This window comes from Candidatus Abyssobacteria bacterium SURF_5 (assembly GCA_003598085.1).
Classification (GTDB): domain Bacteria; phylum Abyssobacteria; class SURF-5; order SURF-5; family SURF-5; genus SURF-5.
This window is the reverse complement of the sequence record QZKU01000143.1, coordinates 1-18220: the sequence shown is the minus strand read 5'-3', so window position 1 is coordinate 18220 and position 18220 is coordinate 1. Positions and strand designations below refer to the sequence as shown.

Here is an 18220-nt window from a genome sequence, read left to right as displayed (position 1 = left end):
CTCCGCCTGCTCTACTTCAACCCTGTTTTCACCCATCGCCTCTGGCGGCTGCTGACACAGATCTTGTCCACGAGAACGGCAGCATCGCATCCATTGTAGAATGTGGCAAAGCCGGGCGAATTTTTCCCGCCTTTTTTCCTGCTGCTGATGTGCTGATAAACTTCGAGCATGAAATTTTTGAGCGCATCCGCCCATGCTTCCCCGTGACCAGCGGGATAATGCGCGTATGCGCGCGCTTTCTCCTTCAAAAGATGCGGGTCTTTGAGCAGAGTCTCATTCGGTTGATCACGCCGGCCGAGCCACAGGATCTCCGGCTGCTCCTGGTCCCATGCCGCCGATTGAAGCGATCCGTCGACCTGCAGGAAAAGGCGGTTTTTGCGGCCGGCGCTCATTTGGGACACGGTTAAAGCTCCCGGAATTTCGTTTTTCAATGAGAAGAGCACGGATGCATAATCCTCGGTTTTCACATCGACGGCAATGTGATGGGGAGTCGTCGAGCGGCCAAACGTTCCGACGGCGGACGTGCTTCTCTTTCGCACCGGCAGGAACGTGCGCAAATCCGCGATCAGTTCGACCACCGGTTGATTGAGAAGAAACTGCACCAGATCAAGCCAATGGGAGCCGATGTCGGCGATTGCGCGGCTGACGCCTCCCAGCCTCGGGTCCACTCGCCAGTTATAGTCCGTTTCGTGCAGCAACCAGTCCTGCAGATAACTTCCATGAACCGCATAGATCTCGCCCAGTTCACCCTCCTGAATCATTGCCCGCAGTTGCGCCACCATCGGATAATGGCGATAATTATAAACAACTGCATGGACGACTTTGCTTCTTTCCGTTGCGCTCAACAGCAATTTCGCTTCGCGCGAATCCATCGCAAGCGGTTTCTCCGAGATCACGTGCTTTCCGGCAGCGATCACGGCTTTGTTAATGGCAAAATGCAGATGGTTGGGCGTGCAATTATGGATGACGCTTATATCCGGATCCTTGATCAGTTCCGCATAATTGCCGTAGACGCGATCCACCCCCAACCGAGCGGCCGTTTCCTGTGCCTTTTGGGCGGAAGAGCCGGCAATGGCGACTACTTCAGCGATACCACATCTATTGACAGCCTCCACGTGAGCAGGTCCGACAAACCCCGTGCCAATTACTCCCACACCCATCTTCTTCATTGCTTCCTCCATGCATCATGAATCTCCCATGCCCCGCGGCCATTCGTTCTCCGGGAACATGCAATTTCAGTTTATCATATTTGATGTCGTCTTCAAACGCAACATAATTTTTCCCGCTCAATTCACCCCAGATTATGATAGGCGACGCTTGAGACCGATTATTGTTGTGATTGGTTTAGTTTGATTATGCGGACGTTTGGCGGTGGAACGAATTGAAACGTTGCGGGTTGAAGCGAAGGCTGCAGCTCGACGTCATCAAGACGCAGGCGCATCTCGGCGTGTGCCTTTGGAATATGAACTTCGACCTCGGCAGGGGCAACGTTCTCCCTCTTTGCGATATGCTCGAGATAATCGACCTCGACCTCAACCTCTCCATCATCCGTCAGAAACACCTGCTTTGTGGCGAGACCGGTAATCGTATCAATCCACAGTTGTCGCCGGAGCTGCGTCTCGTTAATGAGCAGCACCCGCAGGATGTTGTTTGGCTCCAGACCGAGTTCCGGCGAAATGCGGAGTGAGTCGAAGTCGGAAACCACGAGCAGGGCAGCCACTATGGTCTCCGCGGAAAGCACAAGGTTATCCTCCCCGGCCTCAATCATCCTGCAATCGTCGTCCAGATACGCCGCCTGTTCCGCTGGAAGAAAAAGCCAGCATCTGTTTTCGCCGGAGACGAATTCGAAAAGAGTCGGCGCAAGAAGCCGATATGCCCGGAGTCGGACATTGTCGGGCCTTTGAGCCAGCAGGATGACCGATGCTCCCTTCCATCTTCTTTCGCCTGTTGGGCGGAACTCGAGGGTGCCGCTTGCTTTTATCGATTCGAGTCCGCCGTAATTGCGGGTCAGGAGCGAAAGCACGTTTTCCGGTGTCTCCAGTGGCGGGACTGAGATATCGGGCCTGAAGGGCGGCCTTCGCGCCGCGCATGCGGACGCGGCAAGAATCAAAAAAAAGAGGGCCGCCCAAAAAAGATATATACGGAATCGTCTCTCCACGATCAAGAACGTAGCCGATCCTGTTCAGCGCCGTCGGAGGCGATACAGGCAAAAATTCGAGGAACGATCTCGAATCTTTTGAGGTATTCTTCCGAGACGCTCGCCTGAAATTCTTCCACTGCCGACATATGAACGAGATTGATCGTTGAACCGCCGAAACCGGCACCCGTCAGCCGTGCGCCGAGCACCCCCTCTATTTCACGAGATGTCTCAACCAGGAAATCAAGCTGGTTGCAACTGACTTCGTAGTCAAAGCGGAGGCTTTCATGCGACTCATTCATGAGAATCCCGAGCCGGGACCAATCACGCGCTTCCATTGATTGAATCGCCTTCAGGACTCGCTCATTTTCCGTGATCACGTGGCGGCACCGGCGGGATACCTGTTCATTTAAGAGCGCCGAAACTGCCTCGAGCTGTGACAGGTTTGCATCCCGGAGGGCCCGTATCCCCTCATAATTCTCCGCAAGAACCCTTACACCTTCTTCGCATTCGGCCCTTCTCCGGTTATACTCCGACGCTGCGAGTTCCCTCTCGACACGCGAGTCGCAGGCAACAAGAACATAGTCATCCAACTGGCACGGAATCCGGCGATAGTCAAGGGTTCGGCAATCGAGGAAAAGCGCATTATCCTTCACACCCATGATGGAGGCAAATTGATCCATGATGCCGCATCGGGTGCCGGAAAATGAATGCTCGGCCCGCTGGCAAAGGTATGCTGCTTCTTCCGGTGGAAGGCTGAACCCGAACAGACGCTGCATCAGATAGCATGTTACCACTTCCATTGCGGCCGAACTGCTTACCCCCGCTCCGATCGGCAGATCGCTAAGAAAAAATGCGTTCAGGCCTTGCAGCGGATACTCTCTCTTCAGAAGCTCGGCCACGACGCCCTTCGGGTAATCCCCCCAGTCACCGCCGGGCTCTATTTCGGACAGATTGAACGTCACCTCGCCTCGTATATTTGCCGAACATAATGTCATCGTTTTACCTTTTTCGATAGAGGCGGCCGCGTAAATCCGCTTGCCGATTGCTATCGGCAGAACAAATCCATCGTTGTAATCGGTATGCTCGCCGATCAGATTGATTCTTCCCGGCGCCCAGACTTGGGCTTGTGGTCGATGCCCGAACCGCTCCGCGAATTGCGTAAAAAGGAATCTCTCGATTTTCTCCATTTGATGACGCTCTAAAAAATGGGTGATGGCGGAATTCAATTTTCACGCGGAATGATGACCGCCGGTCTCAGAAGGAATAGACAGGCCAATTCATCGTCTACAGGGTCTTTTTCTCCACTACCGATGAGTAATCGACAACGATATAATCAATGTCGCTGTTGTGATCCAGTGGGAGCAACTCGATAAAGCGGCGCCGTCCTTCGCTGTACTCCCGCTGCAAGTAGCCGCCGATCGTATCGCCGCGCTTGAACATTAACTCCACCCGCTTCAACCCATGTTTGGCCTGAGGACGAGGCTTCTGCGCAAGGATATCCACCGTCCGCCGGTAAAAAGTAATGGTGCGGATATCGGAGAATTTTACCCGCGCCCGCTCGCTCGGAGAGACCGCGTCCGTCGGGCTGATCTTGAATCCTTCGGCATCCATCCCCGCAACGTCCAGAATGCCGGCAATCCGCCTTCCGTTGGAATAGACGACTTCCACTTTCTTGTAATATTGCGTATCCTCGAATTGGAAAGAGAAGTCGCCAATACTTATCTTGTCACCATCATTGAGCTGTATTTTGGAAGTGATCTGTTCATTGTTTACGCGCACTACGGCGGAGGCTATCGGTTCCATCAGAGTAACGAGATGGCCTTCCACCAGGTTCGCCTCGATCAGGCAGTGGCTGGGCTGTACTGAAGCATGTTTTAACCGGATTTCGGAGTTTCGATCTCGCCCAATAATAAGCGAAAGGCGGCTTGATTTTGTGCCGATCTCCTCAAGATTGATCGAACCGGTTCGACCTCTTGTGGGGTCGTCAATGATAATCAGTCTCCCGATAACTCGATGGGGTCTCGCATGTATGATCTCCTTTTTGCGGTACATGCGCATGGCGGTAAATCCAATAAGCCCTATACCCACGGCCACGATACCGAAGAGCAGGGCGTTCTTGATAAGGTCGCCGCCGCTGGTGATAATGGTAATGGGGACGGAAATTTTTTGGAAAGTTACCGCTGAATTCACTTCCGGTGCGATCTTGAGAAAGCCTTTGTGTTCTTCCTTTCGGTCCGAGGAAAACCCTTCACTGCCATCCAGCTTGAGAACCAATTCCTTACTGTCCGGTTCTTCACCATCGAGCAAGGCCGTGGTTATCGAGATGCCCTCGGGCAAAGCCACCGCTACCTCAATCGCAAGCTTCAGCTTGGACATATCTGGAATATTGACCAGCCTCAGCAGGAACTTCTCTGTGTGAATATTGCCGGATTCAAGAGGGCCGACAGTCACCTCTTCCGCAGGAAAAACCACCTCAGGAATAGTAAAGGCGACAGACGCCAATCCCTCTCCGCCCACAATTACCTTGCTCCAGTTCTTCCATTCCTCGATCAGGTCGGCTTCGGCGGCAACGGCGGGAGTCGCCAGATGTGCCGCTTTCACCCACGCCATTTGATTGCGTCCGAGGACGACCGGCTCCTGGGACGCACCATCGGCTTTCATTGACAGGCGGTCGAAAAAGGAGACGACCTCCAGTTCACCCAAGTCGTTCGCGCTCACCGAAAATCCGCCTCCACCGGATAATTCGGCTGCTTTCTCTTTCAGATGTACATGGAGAAACGAGTTTGCATCCGTTTTCATCCACATGGAGCCGGATTCGATGCCGATATGTACGTCGGCCCTGTTAGAGGTCGGATCTCTTCTTGAATGGCTTATGATAACGTTCGAGCCGGGCGCAAAACCAACTTTGCCAAACTTATCTATTGCAAGGACCAAACGCGATCCTTCCGCGACAGTTATCTGGGTGTCTTCCCCGACCGCCTCCCCCGCTTTCAGGTTCAGCCATTCATCTGAAGATGACGGTTTTTTAAGAACAGCGCCTTGTACATCTGTCGCAGTTGAATGGCAGACTTCCTGGGGCAGAATGGCGATCTTATATATTTCCGCAAGAGTTTCCGTTTCGTTTGCGTCTTTTAATGCATCGATATCGTAAGAAATGCCATTATTATTTGCGACAAAAGCCGCCATCGTTTCATCCTTAATACCCCCAAGAAAGCAATATTGTATGTACCATTCGTCCTGCGATACCCATTTCGAAACGTCTTGCATAATCCTGTCCAAGTGCTCCGTGGATCGATCGTCCGGGAGCCTGGATGCGGCAACAATGAAAATCCCCTTGATGTTCTTGTCTCCTCTTCTCTTCAGCACGGCCACTTCTTCAAGGGCGCGAACAACCCCCTGATCAATATCCGCGGTATCGCCTTCCGCTGCCAACACGTCCAGCATGACAGCGAGCGATTTGCGGTCGGTCGGAGCGGCGATTTTCTTCATGGTCAGCAGTTTTGCCGTCTGCGAGAAGGAAACTACCCCCAAATAATCTCCGTGCTGGGATTGATCGGTATAGCTTAAAATGATGTCTTTAACGTCACCTATATGCGCGGCCATATTTTTGGAGGAATCGACGACAAAGATCAAGGAATGATTGGCCGTCGCGCCCGCCTCGTTTACCGAGCACAAGATCAACCAGAAGAATCCAAGCGCAGCCGTCCGGAAGTATTTTCGGATGTTGAATTTCCTAGCCATACCCGCCTCCTCCAGGCGTCATAATCCGCAGGCGGGACCCCGCGCTGCATTGCATGTTGATCTTGGGCGGAAGAGATTGCCAATGACCGTCTTTAAAAATCAGATTTTCGCCCTTTCGACCGGCCTCGCCGCCTGCGATTCCATACGGAGCGAACAGACGTCTCTCAGACAGAACCGAAACCTCCGATGCGCACAGAAGTTCGTATTCCCTGACCAGGCCGTTGCCGCCGTTGCGCCTACCGCGTCCGCCCGATCCGGGCCTGATCGCATATTGCACCACCTTGAGTGGGTAGGTGGTTTCGATAACTTCAACCGGGGTGTTCATCGTATTGGTCATATGTGTATGGACTGCATCCAGACCGTCTTTCTGCGGACGCGCGCCCATGCCTCCTGCCAGCGTCTCGTAATATGTGAACATCCGATTGCGGATGCAGTCGTAGCCGCCGATGGAGACGTTATTCATGCTGCCGCAACTTGCCGCGGGAATTTTTTCGGGCATCGCCGCCGACAGCGCTCCGAGAAGGACATCCACGATACGTTGTGACGTTTCCACATTGCCTCCAACGACGGCTGCGGGAGGCGCCGCGTTTACGACGGAATGTTCCGGAACGCTGACGCGAATCGGTCTGAGGCAGCCGGCATTGGACGGAACCATTTCGTCCGTCAGACAGCGGAACACGTAAAAGACGCACGAGACAGTAATGGCGAATACCGCGTTCACGCAGCCGGCGACCTGAGGAGCGCTTCCGGTGAAATCGACCGAAGCCGTATCTCGCTGTATGGTAACGGCGACTCGAATGGGAATTCTTTCGGCGCCAAGGCCGTCGTCATCCAGGAAATCCTCGAAAGAATAGACTCCGTCCGGAATACCCCCGATTGTGTGTCGCATCAGGGTTTCCGCATAATCCATCAATGCGGAGGCCGCTGTCCGCAACTCGGTCAGCCCGTAACGCGCGTGCAGTTCGAACAGCCTGCGCGAGCCCGTCTCGCAGGCCGCAAGCTGAGCCGATATATCGCCCTCCCGCTCAACCGGCGTCCTCACGTTGGCCAGTATGACCGAAAGCAGGTCCTTCTGAATTTTCCCGCGTGACACCAGCTTGACGGGCGGAATGATCAAGCCCTCCTGATAGATTGAGGTGGAGAGCGGCATCGAACTCGGCATCAGCCCGCCGATATCGGCATGGTGAGCACGGTTGGCCACGTAGAATTGAGGGCGGTTTTGGTCCAGGAAAACCGGCGCGACCATGGTCACATCGGGTAAATGCGTCCCGCCTCGGAACGGGTCGTTCAAGATGACCACGTCGCCCGGTTCCATCTCCAGCGACTCGATTGCGCTTTTCACTGAGAGCGGCATCGAGCCGAGATGGACAGGGATATGGGCGGCCTGAGCGACCATCTCGCCGGCTCCATCAAAAACCGCACACGAAAAATCCAGGCGCTCTTTTATGTTCGGCGAGAAACCTGTTCTCTGCAGCACAACGCCCATTTCGTCGGCAACCGAGCTGAAGAGGTTCTTGAAAATCTCGAGCTTTATCGGATCGAACAAGTTCATCCCTCTACAGGCCCAGCTCCTGCGAAACCTTCTGCATAGCTTCAAGACAAATCCGGATGAATTCTTCGAGCCGAAGGCCAAATTCTTCGCACTTCTTCATCTGATCCCGATTTGCCCCGGCAGCAAAGCGTTTCTCTTTGAATCGGTTCATGGCAAAAGCGACATCGACATCCGCGATCTTTTTTGAAGGATGCATCAGCGCCGCCGCCACGAGAAATCCGGTCAGCGGATCGACCGCATAGAGAACCATATCCATCTGGGTTCGAGCCGGAGTGTGGCCGGTATGAGCCATGATGGCATCGAGAATATCGGCGGGCACGTCTGTGCCCCGCAGATATTCGCAGGTGGCATATCCGTGGCGCGAGAAATCGTTTACCGTCTCATCGTAGTCCAGGTCGTGAAGAAGCCCCGCCATCGCCCATCGCTCCCGGTCGCCGCCAAGCCGGCCCGCAAGGGCGCGCATGCACGCCTCCGTCGCAAACATATGCTTGCGCAAGTTTTTCGTTCTAACCTTTCCGTTGACGAGCGCGAGCGCCTCTTCCCTGGTCATGAGCGCATTATCCTTTCGATTCTTTTCAATTCTTAAAGTTGTAGCTGAGCGGCCCGCCTCCGCACCTCAAGCGGACACCGCGGGTTTAATCAAGATATTCCCAAGAACATCCATTCTTGCAGTGAAACCAGGTGTGATGACCGTGGTTGCGTGGGCTTCGGCGACAATGGCCGGCCCCGCCAACTGATTCCCCGGCCGAAGTTCTGCCCGGTCATACACCGGCGTGGCGCTAACTCCAGAGGCGAAAACAGCCTGACGATCACCCAAGAAAGCCGCCTCTGCGATGATGTCGGTCTCTTCCCCCCGAATGAACGGCGGCGGCTCGACGATTCCACTGGCCGTTAATCGAATGTTCACCAATTCAACGGCGCGAGAGGCATCGGAGTGCCCGTAAAGGCGGAAATGTTCCTGGTGGAAGATCGCCACAAAATCCTCGGCCACCGGCACGGTCACCTCGTAGGCCTGGCCGGCGTAGCGCATATCAAGAAATCCATCCAGCCTGAACTGGTTGGGCGCGAAGCCCTCCCCGGCCATAATTTCTTGCGCTTCTTTTTCCAGAGGGGCAAAAAGTTGATTGAGGCGCGGGATGTCGACTTGTTCCGCACGAATGAGGACAGTCTGTGAGAGGTCCTTCTTCACATCGGCCATAAGTAATCCGAGAGCCGAGAGAACGCCCGCATTATGAGGAATAATAATTTGAGGAATACCCAGGGCGCAGGCTAGGGAGCATGCGTGCATTGGCCCCGCTCCTCCAAAGGCAATCAGCGTGAAATGTCGAGGATCGTGTCCGCGCTCGACCGAGATGACGCGGATGGCCCGCTCCATTGTCGCGTTCGCCACTGCGAGAACACCCTCGGCGGCCTGTTCGGCGGACATTCCTAAGTCGTTGGAAAATTTTAACATATGATATTGAACCCTGTCAAGATCGAGACTCATCTCGCCGCCGAGAAAACGCTCCGCCGCCATTCTCCCCAAAAAGAGATTCGCATCGGTAACGGTCAGTTCGGAGCCGACTCCATAGCAAACGGGGCCGGGCTCGGCGCCCGCGCTTTTCGGACCAACCCTGAGCGAACCGGCCGAATCCAACCACGCTATCGAGCCGCCTCCGGCGCCTACGGTATGGATATCGACAACGGGGGTGGCTATCGGGACTCCTGAGATATTGGAGCTTGTCCGGGTGGAAATCCTTTTATCACATAAGCTTACATCGGTTGATGTGCCGCCCATGTCGAAAGTGATCACCTTATCGAATCCCGCTGCTCGGGCTGCTTCGAAAGCGCCGACCACACCGGCGGCGGGCCCGGAAAGTATGGTTTGAACCGCCTCTGCACGCGCGCGGGAGGCCGAAATCGCGCCGCCGTTGGACTGCATGATCCGCAGGCGCGAAGAGGTTGAAATGTTCTCTTCGATATGCCGGATGTATACATCCATTTTGGGAGCGACAAACGCATTGACCGACGTTGTGCTGATACGTTCGTATTCCCGATACTCGGGGAGCACCCGGTGCGATGAGCAAATGGGAATTTTCAGGTTTTCCAGGCGCCGCTCTACAAACTCCTCGTTTTCAAAATTCCGGTACGCGTGAAGAAAACAGACGGCAATTGAATCGCACCTATTCGCCATAATCCTCTGTGCGATTTCCTGAATCTCCCTTTCATCGGGCCGGCTTTCAACTGTTCCATCATGCAGAATGCGCTCGCGCACTCCGAAAATGTTCTCACGCCGAATGAGAGGCGCGGGTTTTTCGACGTTCAAATCATAAAGCGACGGGCGCTGCTGCCTGCCGATGAGGAGAACGTCCTCGAAGCCGGCAGTCGTGATAAGAGCGACAGTCGCCCCCTTCCGTTCCAACAGGGAGTTAGTGGCAACGGTGGAGCCGTGGGTGAGCGTGAAGAGAGCCGCTCCCCCGTCCTCTTCGCATAGTAACCGCAGTCCGGTCAGAAGGGCCTCGGCAGGATCGCGCGGAGTCGACGGGACTTTCTTCGTCTTAAGAGTCCCGCCCTCCGCCAGCACCAGATCGGTAAACGTCCCACCGGTATCAATCCCAACCACTCGCATGAATCTATTTTAGAGACTATCACCGCGACTTGACAAGCATTACTTTTAGCGCCTAGTTTCAAATTAATTCTTCCCCGGCGGAATCTGCACTCTTCTAGAATGGACGGGCGGTTCTTTTGGCGGTGTTGACGAGGATATGCGCGCGGCGGGTGGGTTCGGGTATGCGGCAGCCGTTACAGCAGCGCAGGACGAGGCGTATTGCGCCGCGCAGATCGATACGGTGACCGACGGAGACGAAGACCGGTTTGACGCCGGCTCTCGTGCGGACAACGGCGCCGATGGTTTCCGGGGGCTGGTAAACTGAATTCGTAATCTCATCGGTTGAGACGGATTTCTCACGCTTAAGCAAGGTGAAATTGCCCCTGTTTGGGCCCGGCTCCCGGTACGTTCCGATGAGGCGGCTCTTTGCGCAACCGACACTAGGGATATCAAGCAGCACGCCGAGGTGCGACGCGAGGCCAAAACCGCGAGGGTGAGCGATCCCCTGGCCATCGCAGATAAGGGCATCCGGTGAAACAGTCAGTTGCTTGAATGCCTTCGCCACAATCGGGGCTTCCCTGAAACTGAGCAGTCCCGGGATATAAGGAAATGACGTTTTCCCTTCGACCACCGTCTCCTCGATCACTTCAAGTGAAGGCAGGCGAATGACCACGATTGCGGCAAACAGCACATCCGTCTTCTTGTCATACGCAACGTCCGCCCCCGCTACTGTTTTCGGCGACCGGCGAAGGGGAGAAAAATCGATTCTCTCGCGCAGTGAATTCTGGATTGCTGCAGCTTCCCGGTAAGTGACCTTCCACTTGTGGAGTTGTTTCACGCGCAGCATTTGGTCAGAGGAGATCCTGCCCCGATCCAATCAGGCCATTCAGCAACAGTGACTTATTGTAAATAAAGAAAATAAACGATAAAAATATGGTCTCTGTCCCCATATTTTTTATTCTCCGACTGTTTCGGTAAATCGGAAATCGGAGATTTTCATGATGGGAGCGAGGGTCGAGTTGACGCGGCGAAGGCTTCGGGAGATCATGTCGGCGCGCGCGAAGGCTTCGAGGACGCTCTCGTTGAAGCGCATATCGTTGACGCCGCAGGCGATCTCGCCGTTCTCGACAAGGAATGTGCCGTCGCGCGTCTGGCCGGTAAGAAGAGTTCGTGCGGGGTCAACGACGCGGCAATACCAGAATCGGGTGATCAGCAGGCCGCGGTCAACCGAGCGGATCATCTGCTCGAGATCGCTGTCTCCCGCCTTCATTACGAGGTTCAGGGGGAGCGGCCCATACGTGAACTCGAGGGGCAGGGCGTGGCCGGTTGAGGAGGTTCCCGTTCTGGAGGCAGAGGCTCGATCGTGCACCACCGCGCGCGCGATCCCGTTCTCAATGAGAACCACCCGCTGTCTTGGCACGCCTTCAAAATCGAACGGGATGCCTGAGCCCTCTTCATGGAAGGCGTCGTCGACGATCGTTATATTTTCACCGGTGATCCTTGTCCCGATTTTTCCGCACATGAAGCTGCGGCCTTCCTCGAAGGCCTGGGCGCCGAAGCCGAGCCATGCGAGAAAATCGAGGAATTCCTTTACGGCAGCTTCCTCAAGGATGACGGTGTAGCGTCCCGGCTCGAGTTTTCGAGTATTCCGCGCGGCCAGCGCCCTCTCGAGCGCGCGTTTGCCGCGCTCGTCGACATCGAGAGTTGTCACATCGGCCGACGTGCAATCGCACCAGCCGGTGAAGCCGTCCGCCGAGATCGTGGCGGTAAAATTGGAGTTGGTAAAGCTATGAAATGCGCGGAGACCGCTGGAATTTGCGATGGCGATGGTTTCCTGTGAATTCGAGACCGCCCCCGCCGCCTCTGCGCCGGCTGCGGACGCTTTTTTAATCACGCGCAGAGCCATCTCCGCTCGCTCGTCCGGCGACAATCGGGCTGTCTTTTCGAAATGGTTCTTGATCTGCGCGTATTGTTGAGAACCGGGCAGATCGGCCGGGCGAGCGGGAACCCTGCCGGAGCGGGCTGCTTGTCGCGCCCATTCGAGCGCCTGTTTAACCGAATCCGAGTCGAACCGGTTTGTCGAAGTGTGGCCGGCTCCCTCGCCCTCGATGGCGCGGATTGTCAAGCGGCAGTCATTGCTGCACATGTTCTGGTGAATCTGGTTTCCGGCAAAGCGAGTGAGCGCCCCCTGATCGGCCTCGAGCAAAACTTCTGTTTGAGCCGCTTCAGAAAGACTCAAGACGTCTTCGAGGAACTCGATGGCGGATTCCTTCCGATGGGCGTCGAGCTCTCTTTTACCGGCCATAGGCGACTCCGACGGAGACATTATCAAAGCGGGCGGGAGAAGCTCCGTGGCCCGTCGATATGATCTGCTGCGGCTGTCCTTTTCCGCAGTTGGGCGTTCCCCAGATAGTCCATTCTTTCGGGCCGGCGATTGCAGTACAACTCCCCCAGAAGGAAGGGGTTGTTCCGGAGTATGTCGGGTTCTTCACCATCTCGACCACTTTTCCGTTTTTGATCAACCACCCGATCTCGGTTCCGAACTGGAAGTGAAGCCGCTTATCATCGATACTCCAACTCCTGTTCGTGCTCATAAAGAGGCCTTCGTCGGTGGCCGCAATCATTTCATCGAGCGAAGAATCACCCGGCAACAGGTTGACGTTAGTCATACGCACAAGCGGAATCGTGCTCCAGCTCATCGCCCGCATCGCGCCCGTTGAGCGCGAACCGATTTCGCGGGCGGTTTCGCGCGATGACAGGTAATCGCTGAAGATGCCGTCGCGCACCAGATATACGCGCCGCGCGGGGATCCCTTCGTCGTCGTAGGCAAACGTCCCCAATCCGCCGGGAGACGTCGCCGGCGTCGCATCGGCCACAAGATTGACCAGTTCCGAGCCGTATCTGAAATGGCCAAGCTTATCAGTGGTAAGAAAACTCGTGCCGGCAAAATTTATCTCCGACCCCAGCACCCGGTCGAGTTCGGTCGGATGGCCGCATGATTCATGGATTTGCAGTCCGAGCTGCGAGCCGTCGAGGATGACGGTCATTACCCCGGACGGGCATTGTCTGGCCGAATGGAGCGCAACCGCTTCGGAACCGATCCGCTCGGCGTTCTCCACCATGCCCATTTCCTCGACGAGTTCGTATCCGCCCGATCGATACTGTCCGCGGAATGAATTGGGATACGAGCGAACCTGTATCTCGCCGTCCCGAATCGAGGTGGCGCTGACGCCCGCGCCGCTATGGATGATCTCCTGCTCGATCAGGCTGCCCTCGGTGTTCGCGAACAGTTGTTTGCGCTTCCAGAAATTCATTGACCCCTCGGCAAGATTGACGCCCTGAACCGATTTCAGCAGCGAAACGGCCTGATCCAGCAACGCCAGTTTCTGTTCGAGGGAGACTGTGAATGGATCAATCTTTACCGGGGTGGCCCAGAAATCTTTGGCGCTTTCCGCCGGAGACAATTCGATGCGCTTGCGCTGGGCCTTTTGACTTGCATGGGCGATCGCTACCGCCTCTTCCGTCACGCGCACGGCATCGGCGGCGGACATCCTGTTGCTGCTGGAGAACCCCCATGCGCCTCGGAGCAGAACGCGTACGCCGAATCCGGATGACTGTGACCTATGCGCCGACTCAACACGCCCGTTCTTTACGAGGATCGACTCTTTCAGCAGGTCGACAATCCGGACATCAGCATAATCGGCCCCCGCCAGACGGGCCTTGTTCATAGCAATGTGCTGGATCGATTCGGTCATCAGGTTCTCAGGAGGATTTTCAGTGCGCCCGGCTCGAGAGCCCGCTTGAATGCCGCGAGAGCATCCTCGAGAGGAAAGACGCCGGTGATCAATTCTTTCACGCGGACGGTTCCCGACGCGAGCGCCGAAAGAGCCGGCCGAAATGGGCCGCACCGCGAGCCCATTACCATTATCTCATGAATAACAACGGGCGCAAGGTCTATTTGATATTGAGCGGCCACCGTGGTTTTGACGACCACGGTTCCCCTCGGCTTGACGAGGCGAAGCGCCAGCGGCAGGCCCTCCGGTGATCCGGTGCAATCGATGACAATATCCGCCGCCTGGGGATGAAGGCTCTGGAGATCGGCCGTGGCGATTGCAAGGCGCCGCGCAAGCGCCAGTTTGCCCGGCGAGCGTCCGATCAATCGGCAATCCGCTCCGGTTGTATTTATCACCTGCGCCACGAGCAGCCCTAATTTGCCGTCGCCGAGCACAAGGACCCGCCGGCCGGGTCGAATATTTATCTGCGATAAGATTTCGAACGCGGCCGCAAGCGGCTCGACAAAGACCGCGGCCTCGTCACTCACACCCGGGGGCGCCTCATGCAGGTTCTCATCAGGGAGCACAACGTAATCAGCCATCGCGCCGTCTCGGCCGGAGATACCAAGGACGGTTCGGTTGGGGCAGTGGGTTTTGATATGGGCCCGGCAGAAGTCGCATTCGCCGCACGCGATGTTGATTTCGCCAACCACTCTTTTTCCGGCCAAACCCGGAGTATCCGTTTCCTCGACGATGCCGACAAATTCATGTCCGAGCACGCCGCGATAAGCCATGTATCCTTTCGAGATTTCGAGGTCGGTATTGCAGATGCCGGCATAGCTCACGCGGATCAACGATTCCCCGCGCTTGCGGACAGGCGCAGGATAATCCTTCACGAACTGGAGGTCTTCGTCAAAGACAAGGGCTCTCATTGCCGCAGGATTAGCGGAACAGCGCGCTTACGGACTCGCCGTCATGAATCCGCCTGATTGCCTCCGCGAACAGCGGGGCGACGGAAAGCACGGTGATATTGTCCAATTTCTTTTCAGGCGGCACAGGAAGCGTATTGGTGACGACGAGTTCCTTCAGCTTCGAGCCTGCGAGCTTCTTGATGGCGTTGCCTACGAGGACGGGATGGACGATACCGGCGGACACTTCGGTCGCTCCAAAAGCCAGTAGCTCCTCGACCGCCTCAACGAGGGTGCCGCCCGTGCTGATCTCGTCATCAAAGATGATCGCCTTCTTTCCCCTGACATCGCCCACAATATTGAGAACGGACGCCTTCTCGTCGTCAGCGAACCGCCGCTTGTCGATAATGGCAAGTGGTTGTTGCAGACGCGCGGCATACCCGGCGCTATTCTTCACGCCGCCGGCGTCAGCGGCGACCACGACATAGTTATTCTGCATTTTGCCGGCGAAGTAGTCGCAGAGAATAGGCAGCGCGATGAGTTGATCGGCGGGAATCCGGCAGAATCCCTGGATCTGGGGAGAGTGCAGGTCCATCGTCAGGATTCGGTTTGCGCCCGCGGTTTCCAGAAGATCGGCAACCAGGCGCGCGGTAATGGAGATGCGCGGTTCATCCTTTTTGTCCGAGCGCGCATACGGATAATATGGGAGGACAGCGGTGATTCTGCTTGCGGAGGCGTGCTTGATGGCGTCGATGATGATCAACAATTCCACGAGTCCCTCATTGACCGGAATGGTCGAGGGCTGAACGACGAAGACATCGGCGTTCCGCACATTTTCTTCGATTTTGACCTTTATGTTGTCATTCGAGAATTTATGGATTGTCATCTGGCCAAGCGGCATCTCGATTATATTGCAAATCTCACGGGCCAGTTCGGGGTGTGCGCTGCCGGAAAAAATCTTAAGTTGATCTCCCATCTCCCTCACCTCTCTGGTTGGCTTCGACATGAATATCAAGTTCCGCAAGAACGGCGTGAGCAAAGGCGGCGGCTTTTTCGGCGACCGAGACATCTACGTTCTCCAGGATGTCGCTCGGCCAATGCCAATGTACGATCTCGTCATTTTCATTCAGAGCCATGAGGCTCATCGTCTTGTACCCGCGGCTCGATGCGACCAGCGCATCGAGCGTCGCGCGCTTATACACGTAGGGACGCACGCCGGAAAATTGTTCTCGCTGCGACAGCCTGTCCGCAATGGCGACAAGCTCACACGCCGAGGGAAAAACGCGGAGCACGCCTTCGGCGGTGATGTAGCGGAGCGAGCCCGACCCCAAATTATCGAAATTCAGGAAATATGTCGTCTCCGGATTCAGCTCGTACTGATGGGCGCGCAGAAAGGCAGCCATCCCCACCAGATTGACCTCTTCGCACCCGGTCGCCAAGCACCAGACTTCGAGATGCGCGGGCGACTTTTCGGACAGCTTTTTCGCCACGGCAAGCATCGACGCAACGCCCGAGGCGTTATCGGCGGCGCCCTGCACGTACTGCCCGAACATTTCCCGGTGAAGCAGAAGGATGACCGGCGAGAGCAGATAAACGAGGGAGATCAGCCACAATACGTACAGCAGAGTTCCCTCGCCTTCGAAGAAGCGGATGACCAGAACCTCGATGAGGAGCGCCATGATAAAGATGGACAGGAGAAACGAGCGCCGGAAAGAGCCGACGGCCGAAGGATGAAAGTTAAGACCGCTTTTTGAGGTGTCATAATGCGCCACCAGCACAACCTTTTTTCGGGCCTTCTCATTGGGAAGTACGCCAAGCACATTCTGCGAAGGCCGCTTCGGTAAGATACCGGCAAGTCCTTTCCACAAGGAAGTGCATTCTCCGTAAAACAGCGCAAACATCAGGCAGCATACGAGAAGTCCAAAAAAAGGATGATTCCACCCGAAGGCGCCCCCCAAAAGGAACCCGCCATAGATGATCAAATAAATCCAGGAAAACGAGGTATGCGAAACAAAGTGTTCGAGCCGCGTTTCCAGGCCCATCTCCTCCATGCATTTGTGAAGGTACTCGGCGGCCTGCCGCTCGTATTCGGTCGTCGAGCCGCGATGCGGCCATCTTGTAAGCTGCTCAAGATATTCGGAGACGTTCATGGTCTTCCCCAATTTTGACATTGATGGCGGCGGGAACGATATCGAACCGGGCAGGCAATCTGCCCACTTGCTCTCCCTCGACATCAAGCAGAACAACATCGGATGATTCGGCTGTTACCGTCTTCCCGCGCATATACGTGACGCTCGGATGATTCACGTGAGTCCCCTTATACAGTTTCGGGATGCTGGTGAGTGACTGGATGCGGCTGGTATGTTTGATAATGAGGATATCAAACAGGCCGTCGTCAACCCGCGCCTTCGGCGCCACCCACATGCCGCCGCCGAAATACTGTCCGTTGGCGATAACGACATTATTGATTAACATTTCTTCTGCAAACGTCTCATCGACTTGCACTTTCACTCTCTTGCTCTTGTATGTGAGAAGCGTACTGACGGCGCCGTAGAGGAATGAGACGAATCCGCCGAAGACCTTTGTCGTGCGGTTGACTCGCTCGACAGTTTCTCCGCCGATTCCGAAATCGGCTATGTTAATGAAGTACCGCTCGAGGTTGCCTCCCCGTCCATCACTGCAGGTGAAATGGCCGACGTCGCATTTCTTTACTGTTCTCCCGCAAAGGATCTTTGAGACGGCGGCGGTATCTCGCGAAATTCCCAGAGTCTTCACAAAGTCGCATCCGGTTCCACGCGGGACCATTCCCAGGACGGCATTCGGATTAATGAGTGAGCCGGATTCGAAAAAACCATTGATGACTTCGTTGACCGTGCCGTCGCCGCCGACGGCGACGATCATCTCATATCCCTTATGCAGAGCCTGCCTCGAAAGGGTGGTTGCATGATCTGCAGCTACGGTAAAAGAAAAATCTATCTTTTCCAAATCCCGGCGCAGGATTTCCTGAATGCGGCTCCATGCTTCCCGGGTCGAACCGTTCGCCGAATACGGATTGATGATGAATTTTGTTCGGAAGTTATCGGACCGCATGAACCGATTTACTTTTTATACAGTCCCAGTCGAAGCCGCCATACGGTGAACACCGCTTCCAGGATATCGAGCTTTGACATCTTTGTTCTTCCGGAACGTCTTTCGAAAAAGATTATCGGCACCTCGCCAATCCTGAAGCCTTGTCGAAACGCACGGTATTTCATCTCGACAAGGAAGGAATACCCCCGCGAATGAATCTGATCGAGGTTGATCCGCTGAAGCAACTCTCTTTTATAACAGCAGAAGCCGCTCGTGCAGTCGCGGATCGGCAGCCCGGTGATCAGGCGCGCGTAGTTATTTGCAAAGAAGCTGATGAACAGGCGCCGGATGGGCCAGTTGACGACACTGATTCCACTGAGATAGCGCGAGCCCACGACAAGATCATACGTATCGAGAGCGCTGAGAAAGTCCGGCAGGTACTGCGGATTA

At 55.5% G+C, this 18220-nt stretch carries 15 protein-coding genes; all 15 read right to left on the bottom strand.

Going from position 1 to position 18220, the window contains the following annotated elements:
• Positions 1-11 precede the first annotated feature (11 nt).
• Positions 12-1169 (bottom strand): gfo/Idh/MocA family oxidoreductase, encoded by a 1158-nt coding sequence (locus tag C4520_21220; protein ID RJP14528.1) that lies wholly within the window; start codon positions 1167-1169, stop codon positions 12-14.
• Between the two features lie 158 nt (positions 1170-1327).
• The gene (locus C4520_21215) at positions 1328-2164 is read right to left on the bottom strand and encodes a hypothetical protein (GenBank protein RJP14527.1); all 837 of its coding nucleotides are present in this window, start codon (positions 2162-2164) and stop codon (positions 1328-1330) included.
• Positions 2161-3327, bottom strand: coding sequence for a galactokinase (galK, locus tag C4520_21210; protein RJP14526.1), 1167 nt, complete (start codon positions 3325-3327; stop codon positions 2161-2163). Before galK ends, C4520_21215 begins: the two co-directional genes overlap by 4 nt.
• A 97-nt stretch (positions 3328-3424) precedes the next feature.
• Positions 3425-5881, bottom strand: coding sequence for an FHA domain-containing protein (locus tag C4520_21205; protein ID RJP14525.1), 2457 nt, complete (start codon positions 5879-5881; stop codon positions 3425-3427).
• The gene (locus tag C4520_21200) at positions 5874-7433 is read right to left on the bottom strand and encodes a hydantoinase B/oxoprolinase family protein (protein RJP14524.1); all 1560 of its coding nucleotides are present in this window, start codon (positions 7431-7433) and stop codon (positions 5874-5876) included. The genes C4520_21205 and C4520_21200 overlap by 8 nt, the downstream gene beginning before the upstream one ends.
• Positions 7434-7437: 4 nt before the next feature.
• Complete coding sequence (locus C4520_21195) at positions 7438-7983, bottom strand: HDIG domain-containing protein (protein RJP14523.1); 546 nt, start codon at positions 7981-7983, stop codon at positions 7438-7440.
• 66 nt (positions 7984-8049) lie between these two features.
• Complete coding sequence (locus C4520_21190) at positions 8050-10041, bottom strand: hydantoinase/oxoprolinase family protein (protein ID RJP14522.1); 1992 nt, start codon at positions 10039-10041, stop codon at positions 8050-8052.
• Between the two features lie 94 nt (positions 10042-10135).
• Positions 10136-10867: an endonuclease V gene (locus C4520_21185; GenBank protein RJP14521.1), complete on the bottom strand. Its 732-nt coding sequence runs from the start codon at positions 10865-10867 to the stop codon at positions 10136-10138.
• Positions 10868-10975: 108 nt separating this feature from the next.
• The gene (locus tag C4520_21180) at positions 10976-12346 is read right to left on the bottom strand and encodes a TldD/PmbA family protein (protein RJP14520.1); all 1371 of its coding nucleotides are present in this window, start codon (positions 12344-12346) and stop codon (positions 10976-10978) included.
• Entirely contained in the window at positions 12315-13775 is a 1461-nt protein-coding gene (locus C4520_21175; protein ID RJP14519.1) for a TldD/PmbA family protein, read from the bottom strand. Before C4520_21175 ends, C4520_21180 begins: the two co-directional genes overlap by 32 nt.
• Positions 13775-14725: an alcohol dehydrogenase gene (locus tag C4520_21170; GenBank protein ID RJP14518.1), complete on the bottom strand. Its 951-nt coding sequence runs from the start codon at positions 14723-14725 to the stop codon at positions 13775-13777. Before C4520_21170 ends, C4520_21175 begins: the two co-directional genes overlap by 1 nt.
• A gap of 10 nt (positions 14726-14735) precedes the next feature.
• Positions 14736-15677, bottom strand: a complete 942-nt coding sequence (locus C4520_21165) for a ribose-phosphate pyrophosphokinase (GenBank protein RJP14517.1) — start codon at positions 15675-15677, stop codon at positions 14736-14738.
• Positions 15661-16950 (bottom strand): M28 family peptidase, encoded by a 1290-nt coding sequence (locus tag C4520_21160; protein ID RJP14516.1) that lies wholly within the window; start codon positions 16948-16950, stop codon positions 15661-15663. The genes C4520_21165 and C4520_21160 overlap by 17 nt, the downstream gene beginning before the upstream one ends.
• Positions 16829-17791, bottom strand: a complete 963-nt coding sequence (locus tag C4520_21155; protein ID RJP14515.1) for a diacylglycerol kinase family lipid kinase — start codon at positions 17789-17791, stop codon at positions 16829-16831. Before C4520_21155 ends, C4520_21160 begins: the two co-directional genes overlap by 122 nt.
• Positions 17792-17799: 8 nt before the next feature.
• Positions 17800-18220, bottom strand: a 421-nt coding sequence (locus C4520_21150; protein RJP14514.1) for a polyprenol monophosphomannose synthase, incomplete at its 5' end; no start/stop codon positions are given.